12 protein-coding genes are annotated in these 22566 nt (G+C 41.6%); 5 read left to right on the plus strand and 7 right to left on the minus strand.

Annotated features, from left to right (window positions below; translation table 11 throughout):
• Nucleotides 1-92: 92 nt before the first annotated feature.
• The 4 genes from Q0954_RS24870 to hutI form a co-directional block, all read right to left on the minus strand.
• The gene (locus Q0954_RS24870; RefSeq protein ID WP_299461579.1) at nt 93-1409 is read right to left on the minus strand and encodes a TldD/PmbA family protein; all 1317 of its coding nucleotides are present in this window, start codon (nt 1407-1409) and stop codon (nt 93-95) included.
• A 325-nt stretch (nt 1410-1734) separates the two neighbouring features.
• Nucleotides 1735-3381, minus strand: a complete 1647-nt coding sequence (locus tag Q0954_RS24875) for a TldD/PmbA family protein (RefSeq protein WP_299461581.1) — start codon at nt 3379-3381, stop codon at nt 1735-1737.
• Nucleotides 3382-3759: 378 nt separating this feature from the next.
• Nucleotides 3760-4788, minus strand: coding sequence for a leucine-rich repeat domain-containing protein (locus Q0954_RS24880; protein ID WP_299461583.1), 1029 nt, complete (start codon nt 4786-4788; stop codon nt 3760-3762).
• Nucleotides 4789-5198: 410 nt separating this feature from the next.
• Complete coding sequence (gene hutI / locus Q0954_RS24885; RefSeq protein WP_299461585.1) at nt 5199-6416, minus strand: imidazolonepropionase; 1218 nt, start codon at nt 6414-6416, stop codon at nt 5199-5201.
• A 631-nt stretch (nt 6417-7047) separates the two neighbouring features.
• Between hutI and Q0954_RS24890 the strand changes: the two genes are divergently transcribed.
• On the plus strand, nt 7048-8550 hold the full coding sequence (locus Q0954_RS24890) for a hypothetical protein (RefSeq protein WP_299461587.1): 1503 nt from the start codon (nt 7048-7050) through the stop codon (nt 8548-8550).
• Between the two features lie 114 nt (nt 8551-8664).
• Here the strand turns inward: Q0954_RS24890 and Q0954_RS24895 are convergent, their stop codons facing one another.
• Complete coding sequence (locus Q0954_RS24895) at nt 8665-10965, minus strand: Tex family protein (RefSeq protein WP_299461589.1); 2301 nt, start codon at nt 10963-10965, stop codon at nt 8665-8667.
• Nucleotides 10966-11716: 751 nt separating this feature from the next.
• On the opposite strand from Q0954_RS24895, the gene Q0954_RS24900 reads away from it, so the two are divergent.
• Nucleotides 11717-16048, plus strand: a complete 4332-nt coding sequence (locus tag Q0954_RS24900; RefSeq protein WP_299461591.1) for a G8 domain-containing protein — start codon at nt 11717-11719, stop codon at nt 16046-16048.
• Between the two features lie 180 nt (nt 16049-16228).
• Here the strand turns inward: Q0954_RS24900 and Q0954_RS24905 are convergent, their stop codons facing one another.
• Entirely contained in the window at nt 16229-16432 is a 204-nt protein-coding gene (locus tag Q0954_RS24905) for a hypothetical protein (RefSeq protein ID WP_299461593.1), read from the minus strand.
• 289 nt (nt 16433-16721) lie between these two features.
• On the opposite strand from Q0954_RS24905, the gene Q0954_RS24910 reads away from it, so the two are divergent.
• Nucleotides 16722-17996, plus strand: coding sequence for a WGR domain-containing protein (locus Q0954_RS24910; protein ID WP_299461595.1), 1275 nt, complete (start codon nt 16722-16724; stop codon nt 17994-17996).
• Nucleotides 17997-18517: 521 nt separating this feature from the next.
• Complete coding sequence (locus Q0954_RS24915) at nt 18518-19954, plus strand: HD domain-containing protein (RefSeq protein WP_299461597.1); 1437 nt, start codon at nt 18518-18520, stop codon at nt 19952-19954.
• 25 nt (nt 19955-19979) lie between these two features.
• On the opposite strand, the gene Q0954_RS24920 is transcribed toward Q0954_RS24915, so the two are convergent.
• Nucleotides 19980-21209, minus strand: a complete 1230-nt coding sequence (locus tag Q0954_RS24920; RefSeq protein WP_299461599.1) for a hypothetical protein — start codon at nt 21207-21209, stop codon at nt 19980-19982.
• Between the two features lie 110 nt (nt 21210-21319).
• Here Q0954_RS24920 and Q0954_RS24925 point away from each other — a divergent pair, with 110 nt between their 5' ends.
• Complete coding sequence (locus Q0954_RS24925; RefSeq protein ID WP_299461601.1) at nt 21320-21772, plus strand: macro domain-containing protein; 453 nt, start codon at nt 21320-21322, stop codon at nt 21770-21772.
• Nucleotides 21773-22566: the final 794 nt, after the last annotated feature.

Below are 22566 nucleotides of genomic sequence, written 5' to 3' on the forward strand. Positions count from 1 at the left end.
TACAAACAAGTGATTAAAACCTAATACCTGAAGCAACAAAGAAGTACTAGGTACTACAAACCTAGTACCCAGCACCTAATACCTAACACCTTTTAGATAGCATCCGACAAACTGGTAAAGGTAAAGTCTCGTATCTTCATGGCAGGCACAAGGTTACCGTTTACTCTTTGTTGTTGCCCTAGCTCTTCGAGGTTGTTGAGCATAATCACCGGACTCTCGTTAAAACGGAAGTTTTTTACCGGGAATTTAATTTTTCCATTCTCGATATAGAAAGTTCCATCACGGGTAAGCCCGGTATACAACAAGGTTTGTGGGTCTACCGAACGAATATACCACAAGCGAGTGACCAACACCCCTTTTTTGGTGCTTTTGATCATGTCCTGAATGCTGGCACTGCCCCCTAGCATAATACCGTTAGAGGGGGCTGGCATATAAATTTTGCCTTTCTTTTTTGCCCAATAACGCGAATAAAACATATTTTTCACCACACCTTTTTCTATCCAACTCATTTTCTGAATAGGTTGCCCATTGCCATCCCACGATGCCGATGGTACCTCTTTGTTCCAGGGATCAGAGTAAATGGTAATGCGTTCGTCTACCAACTTTTCGCCTAGCTTGTTTCCTCCACCTTTTTTTGCCAAAAAGCTACGCCCTTCGTCTGCCTGGCGTGCTCCCATGTTACTTATCATATTGCCAATGAGGGCTCCAGCGGCCACTGGTTCCAAAATCACGGTATATTTGCCCGGTTCAATGGCTTTGGGCTTGCGTGATAACAATGCTTTGTCGAGGGCAATCTGCGAGGCAGTGGCAGAGTTAAACTTCTTTACATCATTATAGTCGCGGGTAACCCAACCCGACCCAGTACCGTCGTTGGTACGCATAGTCACCGAAAAACTTAGGTTGGTACTTTGATTAAAAGCAAACAAACCTTTGGAGTTCATCATGGCGTTAAAGCCAGCACTGTCGTTTAAAAATCCGGCAGCGGTTACCTCTTTTTTAGCGGCTGGTCCTATGCTATCGGCAGCTACTTTTGCCCGGTACTCTGGGGTAATGTCGGCAGTAGATTTAATAAATGTAGGGGCATCTTTGTATTGTTGAGGTCCCAAAGGAGGCATATACTCTGGGTTTTCGGGCGAAAGCCGGGCAAGTTCTTCTGAGCGACGGATCACTTTTTCAAGCGACTGATCGTCAAACTCGGTAATGGTGGTGGTTCCGGTTTTTTTACCAAAACTAGATTGTACCCCTAGAGTCATTGTAGAACGCACCCCACTGGTAGTAATGGTATTACGGGCATAACGAACGTTGCCACTGTCGCTCCCATTGAGGGTAACAATGCAGTCGTCGGCTTTGGAAAAGCTGAGCGCTTTTGCCAAAATCTTTTTAGCTTCTTCTTTACTTAATATAGACATTGTATGAATTTCTTTTTTAATTGATAAATCTGATAGTCCAGAGTCGGTAGTTAGTAGTTGGTAGCTCAACGCTACTTTCTTAAACCTTGGTTTGCCGAAAGTTGTAGTTTTGCTTTTGTCCACAGCCTACAATCGCTGGCTGACAGTGCTCACACATACCATAAAGGAGTTAAGCTTATCACTTTAGAGGCTTTATAAGCTACTAAAAATCAGCGTGATAGAAAAAGCGTAGCTACTTAGGGAACAAGGTGTACCTAGAACCTTTCACCTAGTCCCTGGAACCTTGTAGAGGCTACGGACTCCCAACTATAAACTACCAACTAGCTTATATCTTCCTTGCTGTATTTATCACATTTACGTTATCAAATCGGGTAGTAGAACTACCGTGCGACACTGCACTTACCTGTGAGGGTTGCCCCTTGCCATCGAAGAATGACCCAAAAATGCGGTAATCGCTGTCATCGCATATTTTGGTACAAGAGTTCCAAAACTCCTGCGTGTTTGACTGGTAAGCCACGTCACGCACTGGTCCAGTAATTTTCCCATCTTTGATTTCAAAGAAAAGCGTTCCTCCAAACTGGAAGTTGTAACGTTGTTGGTCTATAGAGTAAGATCCACGCCCTACAATGTAAATGCCCTTCTCTACATCTTTGATCATATCGTTTACCGAATATTTTTCTTTGCCTGCCTCAAGCGATACATTGGGCATGCGTTGAAACTGTACATCGTTCCAGCTTTGTGAGTAACAACAGCCGTGCGACTCATTTTGGTCGAGCATATGCACTTGGTCGCGGGTAGCCTGGTAGTTTACCAAGACACCGTCTTTTACTAAGTGCCACTTTTTGGTCTTTACTCCTTCATCGTCGTAGCCTACTGCCCCCAACGACCCTGGTTGAGTTTTGTCGGCCACTAAGTTCACTAGTTTACTACCATAGTTAAATTTCTTGGTTTTCCACTTATCAAGCGTGGCAAAACTAGTTCCGGCATAGTTGGCCTCATAGCCCAATACTCGATCAAGCTCTAGAGGGTGCCCTACCGACTCATGAATGGTAAGTCCCAGGTGATTGGGCTCCAGCACCAACGAGTACTTCCCAGGTTTGATTGACTTGGCGCTAAGCAGGGCTTTGGCTTGTTTGGCAGCATCTATACAGTCTTGTACCAAATCGTAAGAATCGCGGTACAGCGTTACACCGGTGCCTTTGGGTCCGGCAATCTTATCTTTGGCTTTGGGCTCCATATACTCATAGCCCATACCCATGGGGGCTCCTAGCCCTCTACGGCTCTGAAACTTACCTTTTTTACGGTCTACTATGCTAATGTTGGGTGTAGACCATATCCGATGTACATCCTGGTCTATGTAAGAGCCTTCGGTAGAAGCAAAATACTTTTGTTCGTTTACCAAAAACAAGTAGTTGGCAGCATAAGTAGCACCATTTTTCAAAGCTTCTGAGTTTGCTTTGAGTAATAAATCTACTTTGTCGGAAATAGGTACTTTGAATGCATTCTTTTTGATGGGTGTTTTCCAGCTTACATCGCCATACCCTTTAACTGGTGCCAGTTTTACGGGCTCTTTCTGAAATTTTGAATTGGCTTTAGCTATAGCTACTGCTTGTTCGGCAGCTTTGGCTATGCCTTCTTTGGTCACATCATTGGTAGAGGCAAACCCCCAGGTACCATTGGCAATTACTCTGATGCCCACCCCAAACGATTCCGTATTTACCAGGTTTTGTACTTTGTTTTCACGAGTAATTACATATTGATTTAAATAGCGTCCTATGCGTACATCGGCATAAGTAGCCCCCTTAGATTTAGCAGCGTTGAGTCCTATATTAGAAAGTTTCTTTTTTTTGGCTATGGTCATCAACGGGTCCAGCATGTGTTCTATTGACACATCTTTGCCGAAAATAGGTATAGGAAGCATCATGGCTCCAGCACCTAAACCAGCCAATTGTAAAAAGTTACGTCTATCCATATTTTAAAAAATTAATAAGGTTGGATGATTATATGTCAGTAATTATAAATCGATATAGAGCCCTGATAAACAGGCAGGTTTTTCACGACTCAATCAAATGAGTCGCAAACTTTACGTGTTTCTTAAGATTTTTGTGTCTTTTTTTGGTAATAGTTTGGCAAAACAGGGTTATTAACCAAACTAAAGTTGCTATAACCTCGTTTAATAGCAGTTTGTTTTACCTAGTGTGAAGTTAATAGAAACTTAAGGAAATAGGCAGGTTTTTGCTTTTTTTAACAAAAAGGGGGTTAACTTGACATATATAAAGAATATTGGTGGGGTAATAAAGCTTGGGTAGCGAGCCAAAAAATATCAAACAAGCCTGTCAACAAATAAGCATTATCCGTTAAGCATTGTATTTTGATCGTTGTCAAACCAATCTTTAATGGCTTTTATACCATTGAGCGCCACTTGCAACGGTGGCATTTGTAATAGCATCCCTTTTACGTTGAGTCTTTCGAGGTGGGGCAATTGGGTGATGCTGTGGGGCAAGTGGGTAATTTTAGTGTTTTCTAAGTTGAGTTTTTTCAAACTTGTAAGTCGGCTTATTTCAGGCAATAAAGTAGTAATATTGGTTTGACTAATGTCGAGATCTTCCAGACAAGGCAGTTCAAACAATGCTTTGGGTAATAAACCAACTGGCAGGTTTTTTAGGCTGAGTTTACACAACTGGGTAAGCTTGCCTATATTTTCGCCCAGTTGATGAATGTTGTTTTGGTCGAGACACAATGTTTTTAAATTATGTAATGTGTATATTTCTACAGGTACCTTGTCTAACCCCATCCCTGATAAGTCAAGCCCGTGGGTCTCACGTGCTTCAGAAATCCTCAGTCGACAATCAATCAATTTTTGGGCTTGGTCATTCAGGTTGTTTTCATCGGCAAAGATGTGCTCAAGGTGTTGTAATTGTAATAAGGCTGAAGGCAGGTCGGTAATTTGATTGGCAGTAATATTTAATAGCTCAAGTTGAGTAAGTTGTCCAATAGCCGCTGGAATGCCCAACAGTCGATTGTGCTCGATAGAAAGCGATTTGAGGGCAGGCAAGCAAGTAATTACTTCCGGAAACTTTTCTAATTGATTAGAGGTAAGGTTTAAACGCTCAAGGTTTTGGAGTTGAGCAAGTTCTTCAGGCAAATCTTTGAGTTGGTTTACCACCAAATTGAGTTCCCGCAAATTACTTAACCGGGCAATGTGTGCCGGAATAACTGATATACGATTGAAATGTAAACGAAGGATTTCTAACTGTGGCAACTCAAACACTTGAGCAGGAATGGCATTGAGTGCCAAGCCTCCCAAATCTAATTCATTTAAATTTTTATCCTTTACCTCTTGTATTCTTTGGTATGCCTTTTTTTCGAGACTGTTCATCTGGATTTGCCTTTTTACGCTTTTCCAATATATAAAATACTGATGAAAAATGCTAACAATAGTCCACAGCATTCAGTCGATAGTCGATAGCTTTTTTGTAAGCCTTCACATCTAGTAATATACTGAAAAACAGCAACTTAAAACTTATTATACCATATTGATGTTTTTTTAACTGTTTGCTCAAAAGTCCCAAATACAGTTTTTATTGAGTAAATAACTGAAGGGGGTTAACCTTCCCAATATAAAAAAACTAAACTATCGATACTAAGGAATGTGACCGCCCCGTAAACGGGATTTCGGGCGTAGCCCTCAACAATAACTACCCGATTTAGAGCAAAGCTTCTAGCGACAAGTTCAATCATCAATTATTTTAAACTTGTCGCTAGAAGCTTATAGCTCATCCCTTTAGGCTACACCAACTCCCCCCGTTTCCAGACCTTGTATGGCTTAAACTTGCCCTGGTGATACAAAATCTCACGATAATCATCGGTTGCAAACCCGGTCAGGTCGGCCAATTGTCCGGCTACCAATTGCCCCCTGTCGTGTAAGTTGAGCGCCTTTGCCGCCCTAAAAGTCACTCCAGCAAAAGTTTCTGCGGTGGTGAGTTTTTCTACCGCGCCCAGTACTGCTGCCTGCATGAGCAAATCGCCCATAGGCGCCGAACCTGGGTTCCAGTCGGTAGCAATTGCCACACAAGCCCCTTGGTCGAGTAGCTTACGCGCGGGGGCATAGTCCATACCCAAGCCAAAGGTAACCCCTGGCAAAACCACTGCTACAGTATCGACTTTTGCCAAAAGCGCTACTTCCTGGTCAGTACTGGCTTCAAGATGGTCAGCACTGATTGCCCCCACTTCGCACGCAAGTGCACTGCCCCCGGTGCTAAACTGATCGGCGTGAATGGTAATATCAAACCCCATGGCCTTTGCCTTGTTGAGGTAATGCCTGCCCTCTTCTACCGAAAAAGCGGTGTCCTCTACAAATATATCTACCCGTTTGGCTAAGTTACGCGCCTTTACTTCAGGCAGTAGTTTTTCCAATACATCGTTTAAGTAAGTCATAGAGTCATCGTATTCGGGTGCCCGCATGTGGGCTGCCAGGCAAGTCGCCACTATGTCTATAGCATGGGTATCATTTACTTTTTTAATGGCTTCCAACATCTTAAGCTCAGCCTCTACCGACAAACCATAGCCACTTTTTACCTCACAGGTAGTTACTCCTTCGGCCAAATGTCTTGATGCTCGCTGGGTAGCTGAAGCTACTAAAGCATCAAGCGAAGCTTCGCGGGTTTTCCTTACCGAATCGAGAATTCCACCTCCAGCACGCGCTATCTCTAGGTAAGGTTTGCCTGCCACTCGCATGGCATAGTCGCGGGCACGGCTGCCCCCAAAACAAATATGGGTATGGGCATCGACAAATCCAGGCAACAATACACAATCTTCTTCTATGCGTTCTACCTGATCACAGGTTTTTACCAGCTTATCAAAATCGTCTATTGCTTCTATAATATCATTACTCACCAAAACTCCAGCATTTTCTCTGATTACCAATTGTTCGTCGCTGATGGCTCCCTTTGCAGGAAGGTTTTCGAGGGTAACAACTTGCTTAAAAGGTCCTATTAATTTTTTCATGATGATAGTTTATAACATTGACGGGACAATATATGAGAAATTCAGCCCTTGATGAATCAGGATTTACAATTTTTGGTATAAAATCAAATGATTTCACTTTATTTAAGGTAAAAATTACTTAGCTTACCTTCAGTGAGGATATGGTAAATATTGCCTACTCAATACCTCACCAAAAATAGTCGCATTCAAAGAAGTTTTACACTCAACAATTGCGTTATTTTTGTTGCAAGTTTTTAAGTCAATCAATAAAAAATTGATCATTTATTAAAATTAAACAACCATCATGGAAAAGATATTTTTGACTTTGAGACAAGGCATTTTTTCGGTTCGTAGGGCTTTTATGGACATTGAGGTAAGTCTTTGAGTCATAGAAAAAACTCGCCCAAATCAAAAAACTATTTTTTGTCCATGACTTATTATACTAAGATTAAAGTGATTTTAGGATTTACAGAATTAGCTGAAGCAGAGCTCAGCACAGCTGTAGCTTCGGTTGATTAATGTTGGTATTTAGGCAATTAGTCAAAACCTGTCCCAAAAACCATTTTTGTTTAAGTATAAAATAACTTTCGTTTATAGCAGAACTCATATTGAGTTCACAAAAAATCAAGTTTGTAACCAAATCCAGTAATCTATGAACTTCAAAACAATTACAAATCAAATGAACCTTTGGGGGGTAATGACCCTTGTTTGCTTGTTCCTTGCCAAGCCCCAACAATCTAAAGCTCAAGGCGACTTAATGGCTATGGCAGACAGTGCCAATGTATTTGCCATTCCTTTTGGCTACACTCAAATCGGCGAAACCGGTTATGTAGGATTTCGCTTGCAACCTGAGCTTGCTTTTGGCAAAATAGGGGTTGGCTTAGACATTCCTATTATGTTTAGCACCAAAGATGGTTCGTTCCGGGCAGAAGAATTTCAAGACGGATTGGGGGGGATTTTGCGTATGGTTCAGTATTTCCGCTATGGACGCAAACGTCGTGACCCTTTTTATATCAAAGTAGGAGTACTCAGAAGATCATACTTAGGGTTTGGCGGCTTATTGAACAACTATACCAACTCGCCTAGTTTCGAGCGTCGGAAGGTAGGTTTTGAGTTTGACATTAGCCCTGGCAGCAGGTTTTTTGGGGTAGAAGGTTTATATAGCGATATTAATGGTTTGAACTTAGTAGCAGTTCGCCCCTATGTACGTCCTTTTGTCAACTCTCTTGCACCTATTATCAATACCTTCGAGATTGGGGTAGGGGTAGTGCATGACCGTTCTCAACAAGCTTTGCCGGTAGCAACTTCCACTACTCCTTTGCCTATCACCATTCCTACTACCTCGGCAGACTCTACTACCGACTTAATAGATACCCGCTATGTAAACAGTGGAATGACTGGGTTGAATGTAGATGCAGGCATCACTCTTTTAAACATTCCTTTTATAAAGGTAGATGCTTATACCCAGTATGCTTTTTTGTTTAAAAACAACTCTGACAGCCTCAAAAAAGATTTGGATGCTATAGCTTCAGTAGCCGGAAACGAAGCTGTGAAAGAGTACGGTACTGGTTCGGGATTTAGTGCTGGGGTAAGGGCTCGCTTGAACTTCATTGCCAATATATTTGCGATGGAAGCACGTTTAGAGTACCAAAACTACAGTAAGTTTTTCCGCCCTCAGTTTTTTGATGCTACCTACGAGATAAACAAAGATGCCAACATTTTGGCACTTGCTACCGACACTACGGCTACCAAAGGTATTTATGGTACTTTGAGTGGGCATTTATTGAATAAAATTAAAATTACGGGTGGTTTACAGTTGCCTTTTGAGATTAGCAAAACTAACTCTGCTTTGTTGTTTGTTCAAGGAGATGCTACTGGTTTGATCCCTAAAGTAGTATTGTCAGGAACTTATGTAAAGGGCAACCTTTTTACTTTGCAAGATGCTTTAGTGTTAGACGATCGGTCACTTGCCAATGTAAGAGCTGCTTACCAATTGTACTCTTGGCTTACTTTGGGGGTTGACTTCCGCTGGACGTTTGCCAAAGTAACCAACGACACCTTTGACCCTGCCATCGAAAGAGTAGAAGCTACCCGTTATGTAATGCCTTATGTAGGGATCAATATTCCTTTGTTTAGTAACAAATCGGCTGACTAAGGAGCTCAATCTTATTTGCTATAATACAACAAAAGCGAAACAAAGTAAATTTGTCTCGCTTTTGTTGTATATGTATCTAATTTATTGCTTATCGCTCAAGGTCTGTGCTTTTCTCTATTTGCCAAACTTTGCCTTCAAAGCAGCCAACTTAGAGTTAAAGTCTCCTTCCGGAACTTCTTCTTCTTTTTTACCTTTAGGCTTATTACCTGCTCCGTCTTTGCGTCGGTTTTGAGGCTTGTTTTTGCGGTCTTTGTTGTTGCGTCGTTTTGCTGTATCAGCTGCTCCAGCTTCGCCTTTCATTGTGAGTTGAATGCGTTTGCGTTCTACGTCTACATCCAACACCATCACCTCTACTTTTTGCTGTACTTTGACCACCTCATTGGGGTCACTCACAAAAGTATTAGACAACTCACTGATATGCACCAAGCCATCCTGATGTACGCCTATATCTACAAAAGCTCCAAACTTAGTCACATTGGTTACTACACCGTTGAGTTTCATTCCGGTTTTGAGGTCTTCTATAGTATTTACCCCTTCGGCAAACTCTACCACCTCAAACTTAGCCCGAGGGTCGCGCCCTGGCTTGGCAAGTTCTTGCAAAATATCGTTCAATGTAGGCAAACCCACCGTATCGGTTACATACTTTTTAGGGTCAATCTGTTGACGCAACTTGTCGTCTTTCATGAGGTCGGTTACTGAGCAGCCCAAGTCTTTGGCCATTTGCTCTACAACAGGATAGCTTTCGGGGTGTACTGCACTGGCATCTAGTGGGTTAGGAGCATCGCCAATGCGCAAGAAACCAGCTGCTTGTTCAAACGCCTTGTTTCCCAAACGCTTTACTTTTTTGAGTTCAGCCCGGCTTTTAAACGCACCATTTTCGTTGCGGTACTCTATGATATTTTGCGCAAGCACAGGGCCTAAACCAGATACATAAGTCAAGAGTTGCTTACTTGCCGTATTTACCTCTACCCCTACCTTGTTTACACTACTCTCTACCACATCATCCAAGCTTTTCTTGAGGGCGGTTTGGTCTACATCATGTTGGTACTGTCCTACTCCTATCGATTTTGGATCTAGTTTTACCAGCTCAGCCAATGGGTCCATCAAACGACGCCCAATAGAAACCGATCCTCTGACAGTAATGTCTTCATCAGGAAACTCTTCGCGTGCCACCTCAGACGCTGAATAGATAGACGCTCCACTTTCATTGACCATTACTACCAAAATTTCTTTAGGTAAACCAATACTACGAATGAAAGCTTCGGTTTCGCGGCTTGCGGTACCATTGCCAATGGCTATAGCCTGTACATCGTATTTTTTGCACAAATCGTGAATGGTGGCCATCGCTTCGGTGCGGCGACGATCGGGAAATATAACGTCGTGCTTCAGCAACTTACCTTGTGGATCGAGACATACTACCTTGCAACCTGTACGGAAACCAGGATCGATTGCCAAGACCGCCTTTTGCCCCAAAGGAGCCGCCAGTAAGAGTTCACGTAAATTGTCGGCAAATACCTGAATGGCTTCAGAATCGGCTTTTTTCTTTGCCTTAAGACGCACTTCGGTTTCCATAGAAGATTTAAGCAAACGTTTGTAAGCATCTTTTACGGCAAGTTCCATTTGCTCGGTGTTTTCAGCACTGCTGTCTTCTTTCACAAAACGGCGAGCCAATTTTTGCAAGGCTTCTTCTTCTTCGGGCGAGGTATCAAGCGACAACATGCCCTCTTTTTCGCCCCGACGAATGGCCAATACCCGGTGTGAAGGGGCATCTTGTACAGCTTCTTCCCAGTCGAAGTAGTCCATGTATTTTTTGGCCTCTTCTTCTTTGCCTGGAATCACCTTTACTGTATAGGCACCTTTTTTCCAAAACAAATCGCGCATAGTAGCACGGGCTTCCACATCTTCGTTTACTTTTTCGGCAATAATGTCGCGGGCTCCGGCAAGGGCTTCCTCCTCAGTATTTACGCCCTTTTCGGGATCAATAAATTTTTTGGCTTCTGCTATTAAGTCAAAATCTTCCTGAGCAAATATTTTTTCTCCCAAAGGTTCCAGCCCTTTTTCGCGGGCAATGGTAGCGCGGGTGCGCTTTTTGGGTTTGTAAGGCAGGTACAAATCTTCGAGGGCTGTCATGGTTTCGGCAGCCTCTATTTTCTTTTTGAGTTCAGGGGTGAGTTTACCCTGTTCTTCTATCGATTTTAGTATAGCCTCTCTTCTTTTGTCCAGATCGCGCAGTTGCGTCAGTCGGTCACGAATTTGTGCAATGACAACTTCGTTTAAGCTTCCGGTGGCTTCTTTACGGTATCGGGCGATAAAAGGAATGGTAGCCCCTTCGTCGAGCAATAACGCCGTGGCTGCCACCTGGTGCTCAGTAATATTTAGTTCCTGAGCTATTTTTGGAAAATGTGGATTGTTCATGTATTCACAATAATATCAAAATAAGTGACCAAAGTTACAAAAACTTGGGGTTTGGGCAGGGGGTGAAGGTGAAAATATTTGGGGAAGTTTATTAAAAGATATGGATTTTTTGAGTAATCAAAATTATCAGGTATAAAGATGTGGATAAAATCAATTACCTGCCTAAAAGTACACCTTACTAAAAAGGTAAATTATGGCTGACACCAACTCACATTTAGGCAATATTTTTTTAAAATGCTTAAAGCGTTTTTCAGAGCTTGTTTAAATTTAGCTGTTGACAGTGCCCTCCGAACTTGATTCGGAGGATTTAGAAATAGCCATCGGTTTTGGTTCGTTTTTTTAGCTGGAGAAAACACGTACCCGATAAAAACTCTAGACTGTGAACCGAACTTGCCTTTAGGTAAATGAACGACTTCAAATGGCTACTATAATCCCCGCTTTTAAACACTTCTTTATATGCCGCCTAAATACTTTAACAAAAGGTGCTGTTTTCAGCTCTTCTTGTTATAGGTATAATTTGGACAAAAAAAACACAATAAATTTCCTTCCAATTACCAGTTATACCCCAAAAACGACCACTTATACCTGGTTTTGGGAAAGTATTTTTCTTTGTAAGACCTTTGCTGGTGGGGATTCCGAAAACCCAACAACAGAGTAGGAAATTAGATATTACAATACTTGCCAGGCAGATGATTGATAGTAAGTGCCTATCAAAATAATTCAAGACTGCCTGTTGGTTAATACAAAAGTTATGATACATTTTACATACAAGGTTATCAGACTAAAACCGCCTGTGCAGCCTTTTTACCTGGCTTGCTTGCTGGCTTTTGTTGCCTGCATTCACCCGCTCAAAGCGCAACCTACTGCTGACACAGTTCTACCTGTCGATGGTTTTGAAAGCCCGACAACAGTTTCGCTTGTTTACAAACCAACAAGTACTGTTTGGACTTTTTTTGGCAGGGCAGGTTTTTCAAACAACAATTCTCACCTTACTAAAAATCGTCTTCAGGCTCCTGAGGGAAATCAAGTGATGTTTTTACAAAGTGTAGGAAGAGCACACCGCTCATATAAAGTGGCTGAGGCTGGCTATTACCGGGTATGGGTAAAGGCTGCATTGCGCGCCAAAGTGCTGAACATACAACGCCCAAATGTGGGCATACGTATAGATGGCATCGACTTGGGTAATATACAAGTGCCCTCTAACGCTTACACCGACTTACATTCTTTGGCCATTTATTTAACTGCTGGCAACCACACTATAGAACTTAGAAGAATCAATTCGAAAATAGGGGATCAAACCGCCTTTGTAGACGATTTGCGCCTTGAGAAACTACACGATTGGCAAAAGACGGCTACTTGGAGAGACACCCAGCCAAACAGTAGCCAGATGGTAACTATACCAGCAGGAACCACTGTAGTAATGAATGGAAAAATCAAGGCAAAACGTATTATGGTGCATGGACACCTGGTGGCTGCCCAAAACCGTGACCTAGATATTACTACTCATAATATTATGGTGATGGGAGCAGATGCTTTGTTTGAACTTGGGCAAGCGCTGGTTCCTTACCCTAAAAAAGCCACCATTACCCTCAATGCACCTGGGGATGGTACAGATACTTCTCACCCAACAATGGGAGATAATTATTTGGGAGCTATGGGAGACGCCCGCCTGGAGATGCATGGTTTGGCAAAAACCAGTTGGACAAAACTGCAAAGTGGCGGTGCTGTTGGTAGCAATCAAGTGGTGTTGGCAGAAGCTACTACCCACTGGAAATCAGGTGATGAAATCATCATTACATCCAACCGTCTTACCAAGGAAAATAATGTCTGGGCTGATAGGTCTGAAAAACGTACCATTGTGTCTGTAGCAGGAACACAAATTACTCTAGACAAGGCTTTGACCTATGCGCATGATGGAGGGGTAAAAACTTACACCAACAATGACGACTCTAAAACCTGGACGGCTGACCTAAGAGCCGAAGTAGGCATGCTTACCCATAATATTAAAATACAGGGAGCCCCTACTAATACAGGCTATGGTGGCCACATCATGATGATGGGCAAGGGCAAGGCTTATGTAAGTGGCGTGGAACTATACAACATGGGGCAAAAGCAGAAAATGGGGCGTTACCCATTTCACTGGCATATGTTGGGTAAGGCAGGTAAGGGACAATACTTCAAAAACTCCAGCGTGCACAAATCGTACAACCGAGCCATTACCATTCATGGTACAGACAGCACACTCGTTGAAAACAATTTTTGTTATGACCATATTGGGCATGGCGTCTTTCTGGAAGATGGCAGCGAACGTTTTAACACCATCCGCAAAAATGTGGTATTGCTTACCAAACGTCCCAAAAAAGGAGAAGAACTAATTGCTTCTGATAACGAGCTTGATAAGATGCAAGACCGCACCCCAGCCAGCTTCTGGATTACCAACCCCCAAAACACCTTTGAAGACAACATAGCCGCTGGCACACATGGTACAGGATATTGGTTTGCGTTCCCTACCAAGCCTACAGGTGCATCAGCTAAGGATCCTCGTTTTAAAAGTATGGAACCACATAAGTCGCCATTGATTAGTTTTAAGGGTAATGTGGCCCATAGTTGTATGACTGGTTTTGATATTTTTGACCAAATAGGTCCTGATCACAAGATTTTGGTTAGCAGAGGATGGGATAACAAAGAAGAACACCTGATGGAAAACTGCCTGTGGTTTGCCAATGATGTGGCATTGTATGCAGGCTTTGGCTGGCTTCTTCCTAATCCACAAGGGCCTTTTGTGCTAGGCCCTACCGATAACCTCATTTTTAGAAACAATATATTGGTTGAAAACAAGGCGGGTACTATGTTTGCCAGCAACTGTATTATAGATAATTCGGTGTTTGTGGCTCATTCAGGTTATAACTTCATTCCTGCAAACATGCAACGCCAGGCGTATTTGGTATACGATGGCCCTGGTCAAATACATCATAGCCATTTTATAGGGTGGGATCATAAAAAAGCCAACTTGTTGGGGAACATTGGTTCAGCTATCAAACATGTCAATCATATATTTAGGGGTAACACCACTGATCAGGTAGTTCGTTGTAAATTAGATAACTTCAATATTCAACCAACAAATGACCAGCCTTTATTCAGGCTTCGCCCCAGGCTTTGGTCTGTGGTGGTTAAAGACGAAACCGGAACTTTTACTGGGGAACCTAACACTGCTTTGGTAAGCAACCATCCTTTTATATTGGTGGGCGATGAAGAAAACCCACATCCAGACAAATGGGCAAATGTTTATCGTAGTCATCACCGTTTTGCTTTGGCTACGTTGAATTATCCTGGTACTCACAAAGACCAGTTTCCCAATATTGTGGTTACCCGTCAAAAACAAGGCGCTGAATCCCAACAGGTGTTGTATAGACCAGATGACAATCAGGTGGATCACTACCAATCGCTGCCTGTAATTGTAAATGAGGGCTTTGAGTATGTATATGAGTTTGACAGTCTGCCTTCAACGAAGCAGATACAAATGCGAATGGATGATGCTACAGCAGGTGATGAGTTCACCACTATCTTCAAAGACTTTGGTAAACTGGTTGGTTTAGAGGTAGCCGCTATTAATTGCCCCAGTTGCCCTGATAAGACCGCTTTAAGTATGTCTCCGTATACATCCTTAGATGATTTGCGTAGCGCGCCGGGCAGTGGGTACTACATAGAGCCAGCGGGTGATTTGTATGTAAAAGTAAAAGCCATTGGCAACAGGCAATATTATAAACTCACTTGGAATACCAACTTTGTGGTACCTATAATGGATACCGACGGAGATGGTATGTCAAATGTGGACGAGTATCTTAAAAGTCGCAGTATGTTTGATGCCAAAGATTTGGAGACTGGTTTTGATAAAACTGATAACGCTGATAAATTTGAGGGTTGGACAAAGTTGTACCATGTTGTAAATGTGCAAGTAAAAGATGGTGCCTTGCGCGGAACCTCTAACAATAGTGGTATAAGAGCAGCCATTATTAACGATCAATTTAACTTCCGGGCTGATCGGGTACAAACCATTCAGGTACGAATGAAGGCTTCGCATAATGTGCCTGTTCTATTGTTTTTTTATATCAATGATGAATCTTATTTTCCAGCAAAAAATAAGCCGTTAATTGCTCATTATACTGGCAATGGAGACTGGCAAACGCTTACTTTTAATGTGAGCAATCAACCTGACTGGAAAGGCACCATCACAGCCCTACGCCTTGACCCAGTAAATGTGCCAAATACTTCCTTTGAGATTGATTGGGTCAAATCGAGTTACATAGATACTGATGGAGATGGTATGTCAGATGTGGAGGAGAATCGTAAGAACCGTGATCAGCTTAATGCCAAAGATTTGGAGACTGGTTTTGATAAAACTGATAACGCTGATAAATTTGAGGGTTGGACAAAGTTGTACCATGTTGTAAATGTGCAAGTAAAAGATGGCACCCTGCGCGGAACCTCTAACGAAGATAGTGGAGATGCAATCATTACTAACCATCAATTTAACTTCCAGGCTAATCAGGTACAAACTATTCAGGTAAGAATGAAGTCCTCTGAGGATGTGGTGCCTCAAATACTTTTTGCGACTAATACTAACCCTCATTTTTCTGGAAGCAGGGTGATAAGTGTAAGATATTCTGGCAATAATGAATGGAAAATATTGACTTTTAATGTGGGCAATCATCCTGACTGGAAAGGCACCATCACAGCCCTACGCCTTGACCCAGTAAATGTGCCAAATACTTCCTTTGAGATTGATTGGGTCAAGAGTTGTACTGATTGTGTGGCAGCAGGAGCTTCATCGGCCAGAACCACCACCCAGGGTTTTGTCCAACCACAATCAGAAAGTAAGGTAAACCTTTACCCCAACCCACTGGGCGAGCAGTTATTTATCAAAGGCATTGGCGAAGGTACCATCGTTCGCATTTTTGATATGCAGAGCAAGCTTCGTAAAAAACTGGCATACAAGGGTTCTATTAATGTAACAGACCTCGAAGCGGGTATTTACTTGGTAGAAGTAAATGGCACATTTTATAAAGTGCTAAAGGAGGAGTAACAGGACTTTCTTATAAAAATTGAAAGTGAGGGTTAGTTGTAAAATTGGAGTTTTGACTCAATACAACTAACCCTCACTCTCATGTTAATCAAAGGATGAAGTTTTACGAAGAAATGCAAAATTGTTCAGCTTTAGATTTCAGAGGCATTCACGGAAAAACATAGTTCATTATCATATATTTCAATCGCGTTTACTTGCCGAATAAACTCCATTGTCAAATTCTACCTGATACTCAATACACAAAAAAGGATATTTTCTCAACTCCTTGGTCACTTTTTCATTGTACTCTCCATTTTTCCCCAAACACAACTGAAAAGCAAATGCTATGTTGTGGGCATCTTTGGTTTTCAAAAGAGATAATATCTTTTTGTTATGATCTTCCATTGTTTTTTAGTGCTTATGAGACCACAAAAATACAGCTTTGCTCAAAAAATACGCACGACTTCTCTTTGTCAGTTTTATAAAAAAAAATTTCATTAATATTTCTTGGCAAATGTGAATGCTAAATATGTGATACATTGTATTTTTGGGTAAAGCTTTATAATAGAGACCAATAGTAAGCGGCAAATCACGAGTTGTATATATCTTCTTCTACTTTATACTTGTGTTAGGCCGTTTGCTCTCTGCCTCTGTCAAAATATACTTACTAACAAGTCTAACAATTTCAAAAACAATGAGCAACGAAAACGACAACACGACCGACAACAACCTTCGCACGGCAAAACTAATTATGGTAACTGCCAACAACAACAACAAGTATTATGAAATGCAGGAAAACGGTGATGGCACCTTTACGGTGAGCTATGGCAGAGTAGGCGGACGGGCTACTACCCGAAGTTATTCAATGCGGGAGTGGGACCAGAAATACCGCGAAAAAACCCGCAAGGGCTACGCCGATCAAACCCACTTATTTGCTGAAAGCAAAGAAGAAATAAAACTGGCTGATATTGACGACAAGGGAGTAGAAAAGCTCATTAATTTGTTGACTAAGTACGCCAAAAAATCTATTGGTGACAACTATAATGTAACTGCCGATCAGGTAACCCGCAAACAAGTAGATGAGGCGCAAGAGATTTTGGACAAGATTGTAGGGATGGTAGAAAAGAAAAGTAAGGATATAAAAGCCAAGCTTAAGCTGGAGGACCTCAACCGTAACTTGTTGAACTTGTATCAGATTATTCCTCGTAAAATGTCTAATGTAAACGATCATTTGTTTACTGGTGCTACTACTCAAGACGATGTGGAGGCAATGGAAAAGAAAATGGCAGAAGAGCAGGCGACACTTGATGTAATGCGTGGACAGGTAGACATTAATGAAAAAACCAAAGTGGCTGCTGAAGAGGAAAACGCCAACGAAATAAACCTGCTGGAAGCAATGGGGCTGGAAATGGCTACGGTGACCGATGATGCAGTAATTAGTAAAATCAAGGATTTAATGCAAGACGAAGCGCATAAGTTCCACAAAGCATTTGAGGTAACCAATATCAAGACGCAGCAATGGTACGACGATTTTAAAAAGACGGCTAAAGATCAAAAAACTGAGCTTTTTTGGCACGGCAGCCGTAACGAAAACTGGATGTCTATTCTGGAAAATGGACTGGTACTGCGTCCAGCCAACGCGGTAATTACCGGAAAAATGTTTGGGTATGGTTTGTACTTTGCTGACAAATTCCGTAAATCACTGAATTACACATCTTTACGTGGCTCTTACTGGACAGGAGGCACAGCCAAAGATGGTTTCCTTGCTTTGTATGAGGTACATGTAGGCAACCAATATCACCTCAAAAAACACCAGTCGTGGTGTTATGAACTAAGCGAGAAAAACCTCAAAAAAAAGGGGGATTATGATTCTTTGTTTGCCGAAGGAGGTGCCGATTTACGCAACAATGAATACATCATTTATAATCACTCGCAATGTACGGTCAAATATTTGGTACAGGTGAAATAGTTTGCAGCCTCAAGCTTTTAGCGACAAGCGGCAAGTTTGCGAATGTTCTACAAACAACTGATAAAGTATCGCTTAACGTAAGCTGTGGGTTGTAAAACTAAAATTTTGGTTATCAAGAGGTATGACTATTTTTTGAGCTTAAACAACCACCAATTGAAGCACCGATATACATCGGCATCTCAAGACTTGTGGCTTGTACCTTGCAACTTGAATTAATTCTTAAAATTTACAAACGACAGGCTGCCTGCTTGTCGTTTGTTGCTTGAGCAAATATGATTATTTATTGCTTTAGGTTTGTTATATTTGCAGACTTGGATTAGTAAGGAACTACCAAGTACTCTACAAAGTAGGCTAAAATCCTATATCTGGATATTTTTCAAAATAAGTGCTGAAATTTAATAACTGAAATAGCGTATCCTCTGATTGTAGTATAAGTAGAGTATAGTTGATAAAAGACACTCAATAACCCGCCAAGCTAGAATATACTAAGCAGCGGATGTCCCCAAAAACTTTGCGCCAAAATGAATTATAAGGAAGTTGTAGACAATAATCCCCTTCTTGAGACTGTGGCTAAGGTAGCCCAGCAAACTGGGCTTGAAACTTATGTGGTAGGTGGCTTTGTACGCGATTTGATACTTAAGCGCCCCTCGAAAGACATAGACATTGTATGCGTAGGTAGTGGTATAGAGCTGGCAAAGGCGGTAGCTGAAGAGCTACCTGATAAGCCACAAGTAAATTACTTTAAGAATTTTGGTACGGCTCAAATCAAGGCTCAAGACTGGGAACTGGAGTTTGTGGGTGCACGCAAGGAGTCTTACCAACGCAATTCGCGTAAGCCAATTGTGGAAGATGGTACCCTCGAAGATGACCAAAACCGTCGAGATTTCACTATCAATGCTTTGGCCATTAGCCTACAAGCAAATAATTGTGGTGAAGTGATGGATCCCTTTGGGGGAATAAAGCACCTGGAGCAACGGGTAATTAAAACTCCGCTTGACCCAGACATTACTTTTTCTGATGACCCATTGCGAATGATGCGTGCCATACGTTTTGCCACTCAGCTAAAGTTTGACATAGAACCCAATACGTTTGAGTCTATTCAAAAAAACAAAGAGCGTATCAAGATTGTATCACAAGAACGCATTACGGTAGAGCTAAATAAAATTGTAGAAGCCCTAGTGCCCTCTTATGGGTTTAAGTTGTTGTTTTATGCTGAGTTGCTACATTTAATCTTTCCTGAAATGGTAGATCTACACGGGGTAGATGTGGTAGATGGCAAAGCACATAAAGACAATTTTTTCCATACGCTACAGGTACTTGACAATGTGGCCAAAGTATCGGACGACTTGTGGCTGCGTTGGTCGGCCATTATGCATGACATTGCCAAACCTGCCACCAAACGTTTTGACAAACGGGCAGGGTGGACTTTTCACGGGCACGAAGACAAAGGAGCTAAGATGGTTCCGCATATTTTTCGTAGGCTTAAGTTGCCCATGAACGACCGCATGCGTTTTGTGCAAAAATTGGTACGCTTGCACCTGCGCCCCATTCCATTGTTCCGCGACCACATCACCGATTCAGCCATTCGGCGTTTGTTGTTTGATGCAGGCGATGATATAGACGCGCTGATGATGCTTTGCCGGGCAGATATTACGTCTAAAAACCACGAGAAAGTAAAGCGTTTTCTCAAAAACTTTGATGTGGTAGAACGCAAGCTCAAAGAAATAGAAGAAAAAGACCGAATGCGTAATTTCCAACCTGTGATTACGGGTGAGGTAATCATGGAAGCGTTTGACCTGCAACCCAGCCGTGAGGTAGGGTTGATAAAAACTGCAGTAAGAGAAGCGGTACTGGACGGTGAAATCCGCAATGAAATAGAAGAAGCTTTTGCTTTTATGGTTGAAAAAGGCAAAGAATATGGGCTTACCCCAGTAAAAACTATCAAAGAGTTGTCTTAGCCAGACAGCTCTTTTTACTTTACTACTACTTATACCTCACAGGGTTATGCGCCCAGCCTTCCCATACTTGCTCATTCCATACATATTTTACTTTCATTGCTTGAGCTTTTTCATACATAGCCGTTGCTTTTTGGTCTTGACTATTACCACGCATCAGCAGTGCTAAGGCGTAGCTTTCATATAAAGCAATAGAGTGAGGCAAATGCTCAAATAGTTTTTGGTAACAAATCTCTACGACCTTTATAGGCAAGCCATAAGTAATATCTATCTCCAGGGCTGCCAACAGGTCTACCGGGTCTTGGGCAAGCAAAGCTTCTTTAATCAGCTCAGGCAAGTAGGAAGTTTGTTGAGGGTATTGGATGTATTGACGAACAAAGTTTTCGAACTGATGACTGGTTCGTATTATCAAACTTTCTGGATAATCAATCTTTTTTTTGTCAATGATCCCTTTAAATTGCCCTGCCAAGTACTGCGCTTTCTTTCTTTCGAGATTCCACCACCACGAGGCGTGGGCTTGCTGCCCCTCAGCATAAGTTCTAATGATGGGTGGAGTAAGCAAACCATGACAATAATCACTAGGGGTAGCGGTTTCATCTAACAGTGTTTTGAGGCGTTGTTGGAGTTCCCAACTATGCACAAAGTCAATATTGGCTCTGATAATTTCGCTTACCTTGAGTACTTGATCTAAGTTGGTTTTGATACGTAAATGCATATCATATTGGCTATAAGCTTTTGCATAGTTGGTTTGGTGCTGGTTGTCCCACAGACGCAAGGCGTACACTGCTTGGGTAGCTGCATTGCTATAATTGTAATATTTGGTTGGTGCATTTTGATTGATATAGACTTGCAAGGTTGGAATAAGACTTTCGTCACCATACAACGCCAGTGCAGATAGCCAAGCAGGTGAAAAAAAAATATGATCGTTGGCGGTCAAAATGGCGTCTTTGACTTGGGGCAAAAATTGGCGTTTTTTTAATAAACCTGCCACCCAACAAGCAGTTAGTAAAGCCTCTCGTTGATGGTGTGTCCAAGGGTTTATGCTAGCTTGCTTACTAAACTTAAACAAAGCCTCTATGTGCTCATCAGGAATGGTAGAAAGTAAGAAACGGGTTCGAAGGACAAAGTCTTTCCAGGCATAATCATCCTGTGTAAATATTTTAAGTCCAAATAAATGCTTTCGGCAAAATACAGTAAGATATGCACTGACCAAATCAGGGATATGATACCTTAAGTTATCATCATTGGGGAACAACATATTTAATTTTACTCTAAAATTTAAACTTATTTTCTTTCCAATCGAGGTTTGAAGCCTCCATTTCTTTGCTGTAAATTGTAGCAAAAAAACAGACCTAATTTATTAAAAATATGGCAATAACATTTAAAAAAGCAGGCTCTTTATTTGACGAAAATGTAGCAGCTATAGTAAACCCTGTAAACACAGTAGGAGTAATGGGCAAAGGGCTGGCACTAGAGTTTAAAAAACGCTTTCCGAAAAACTATGAATTATACCGCACAGCTTGCAAAAGTGATGAGGTATGCACAGGGCAAATGTTTGTAACCCATACAGGCAACACTCCTGGCATCATTGTTAACTTTCCGACCAAACAACATTGGCGGGGAAAATCAAAATTAGCTTATGTTAGTGAGGGACTAGATGATTTGGCAAAAGTGATAGCAACCGAAAAGGTGGCTTCTATTGCTTTGCCTCCTTTGGGCTGTGGGTATGGTGGCTTGGCATGGGCTGAAGTAAAGCCCTTGATTGAAGAAAAACTGGCAGAAGTGGCCAATGATGTAGAGGTAATTGTCTTTGAACCTTAAGATACATTCAACTTTTTATGCTCTAAACATTTAACATTTCCGTAAATTATCCACTATTGTTTCTGGGCTTACAGTCGCTCCTGATTGTGCGGCAAAAAATAATTGCCTAAGCATCTACACTTGAATTTTTAGTGGTTTTTATCGAGTTTTGCCTTGTGATTTTTCTTCAAAGTTATATTATACCCTTAAGGTGAGTTGTCATAAACTTTGACCCTTAAGTTGTAGAAATTAAAAAGGGCATAAAAAATTGAATTTCAATTAATTATACCCATAATTCATTGCAAAAGGTTATTATTGTATCGACTAAAAAACTATAATACCTATTACAATGAACTTACATTTTAAAAAAAATTTCGCAAAGAGTTATCTTCTTTAGTACAAAAATATTTTCGCGGTCATTTTTGTAATGATGTCAGTGTATTTACGACCATTTCGGAAACATTTGATTCAGAGACTTTGAGTGCTGATGAATTAGCCAAGTTAGAAAAGTTCCTACAGCTATTTTTTTAGGTCAGCTGCTAGGGTTACCCACCTTGAATAGCTTGTTAGTGAAATTCGGAATAGTGAGCAATTCGGTTCAGATTAGTTATCAAAAGTTGGTTTCTAGCTTATCAATAAATCAGCTTAGAAAGTTGTTTGAAGCGGCTTTTATGTCTCAATTAGGTCAAGTCCTCGGCGAAATGAGTCAAAAAGATTCCAGTTGTTGGTCCAAAAACGTGGTAACTGTGGTGTTGGATGATAGTGTATTTCGGAGCTGGTTATCCTCTCAGGGTTGCACGAATGATTTTGAGGAC

It is taken from the genome of uncultured Microscilla sp. (assembly GCF_947493425.1).
Lineage (GTDB): Bacteria > Bacteroidota > Bacteroidia > Cytophagales > Microscillaceae > Microscilla.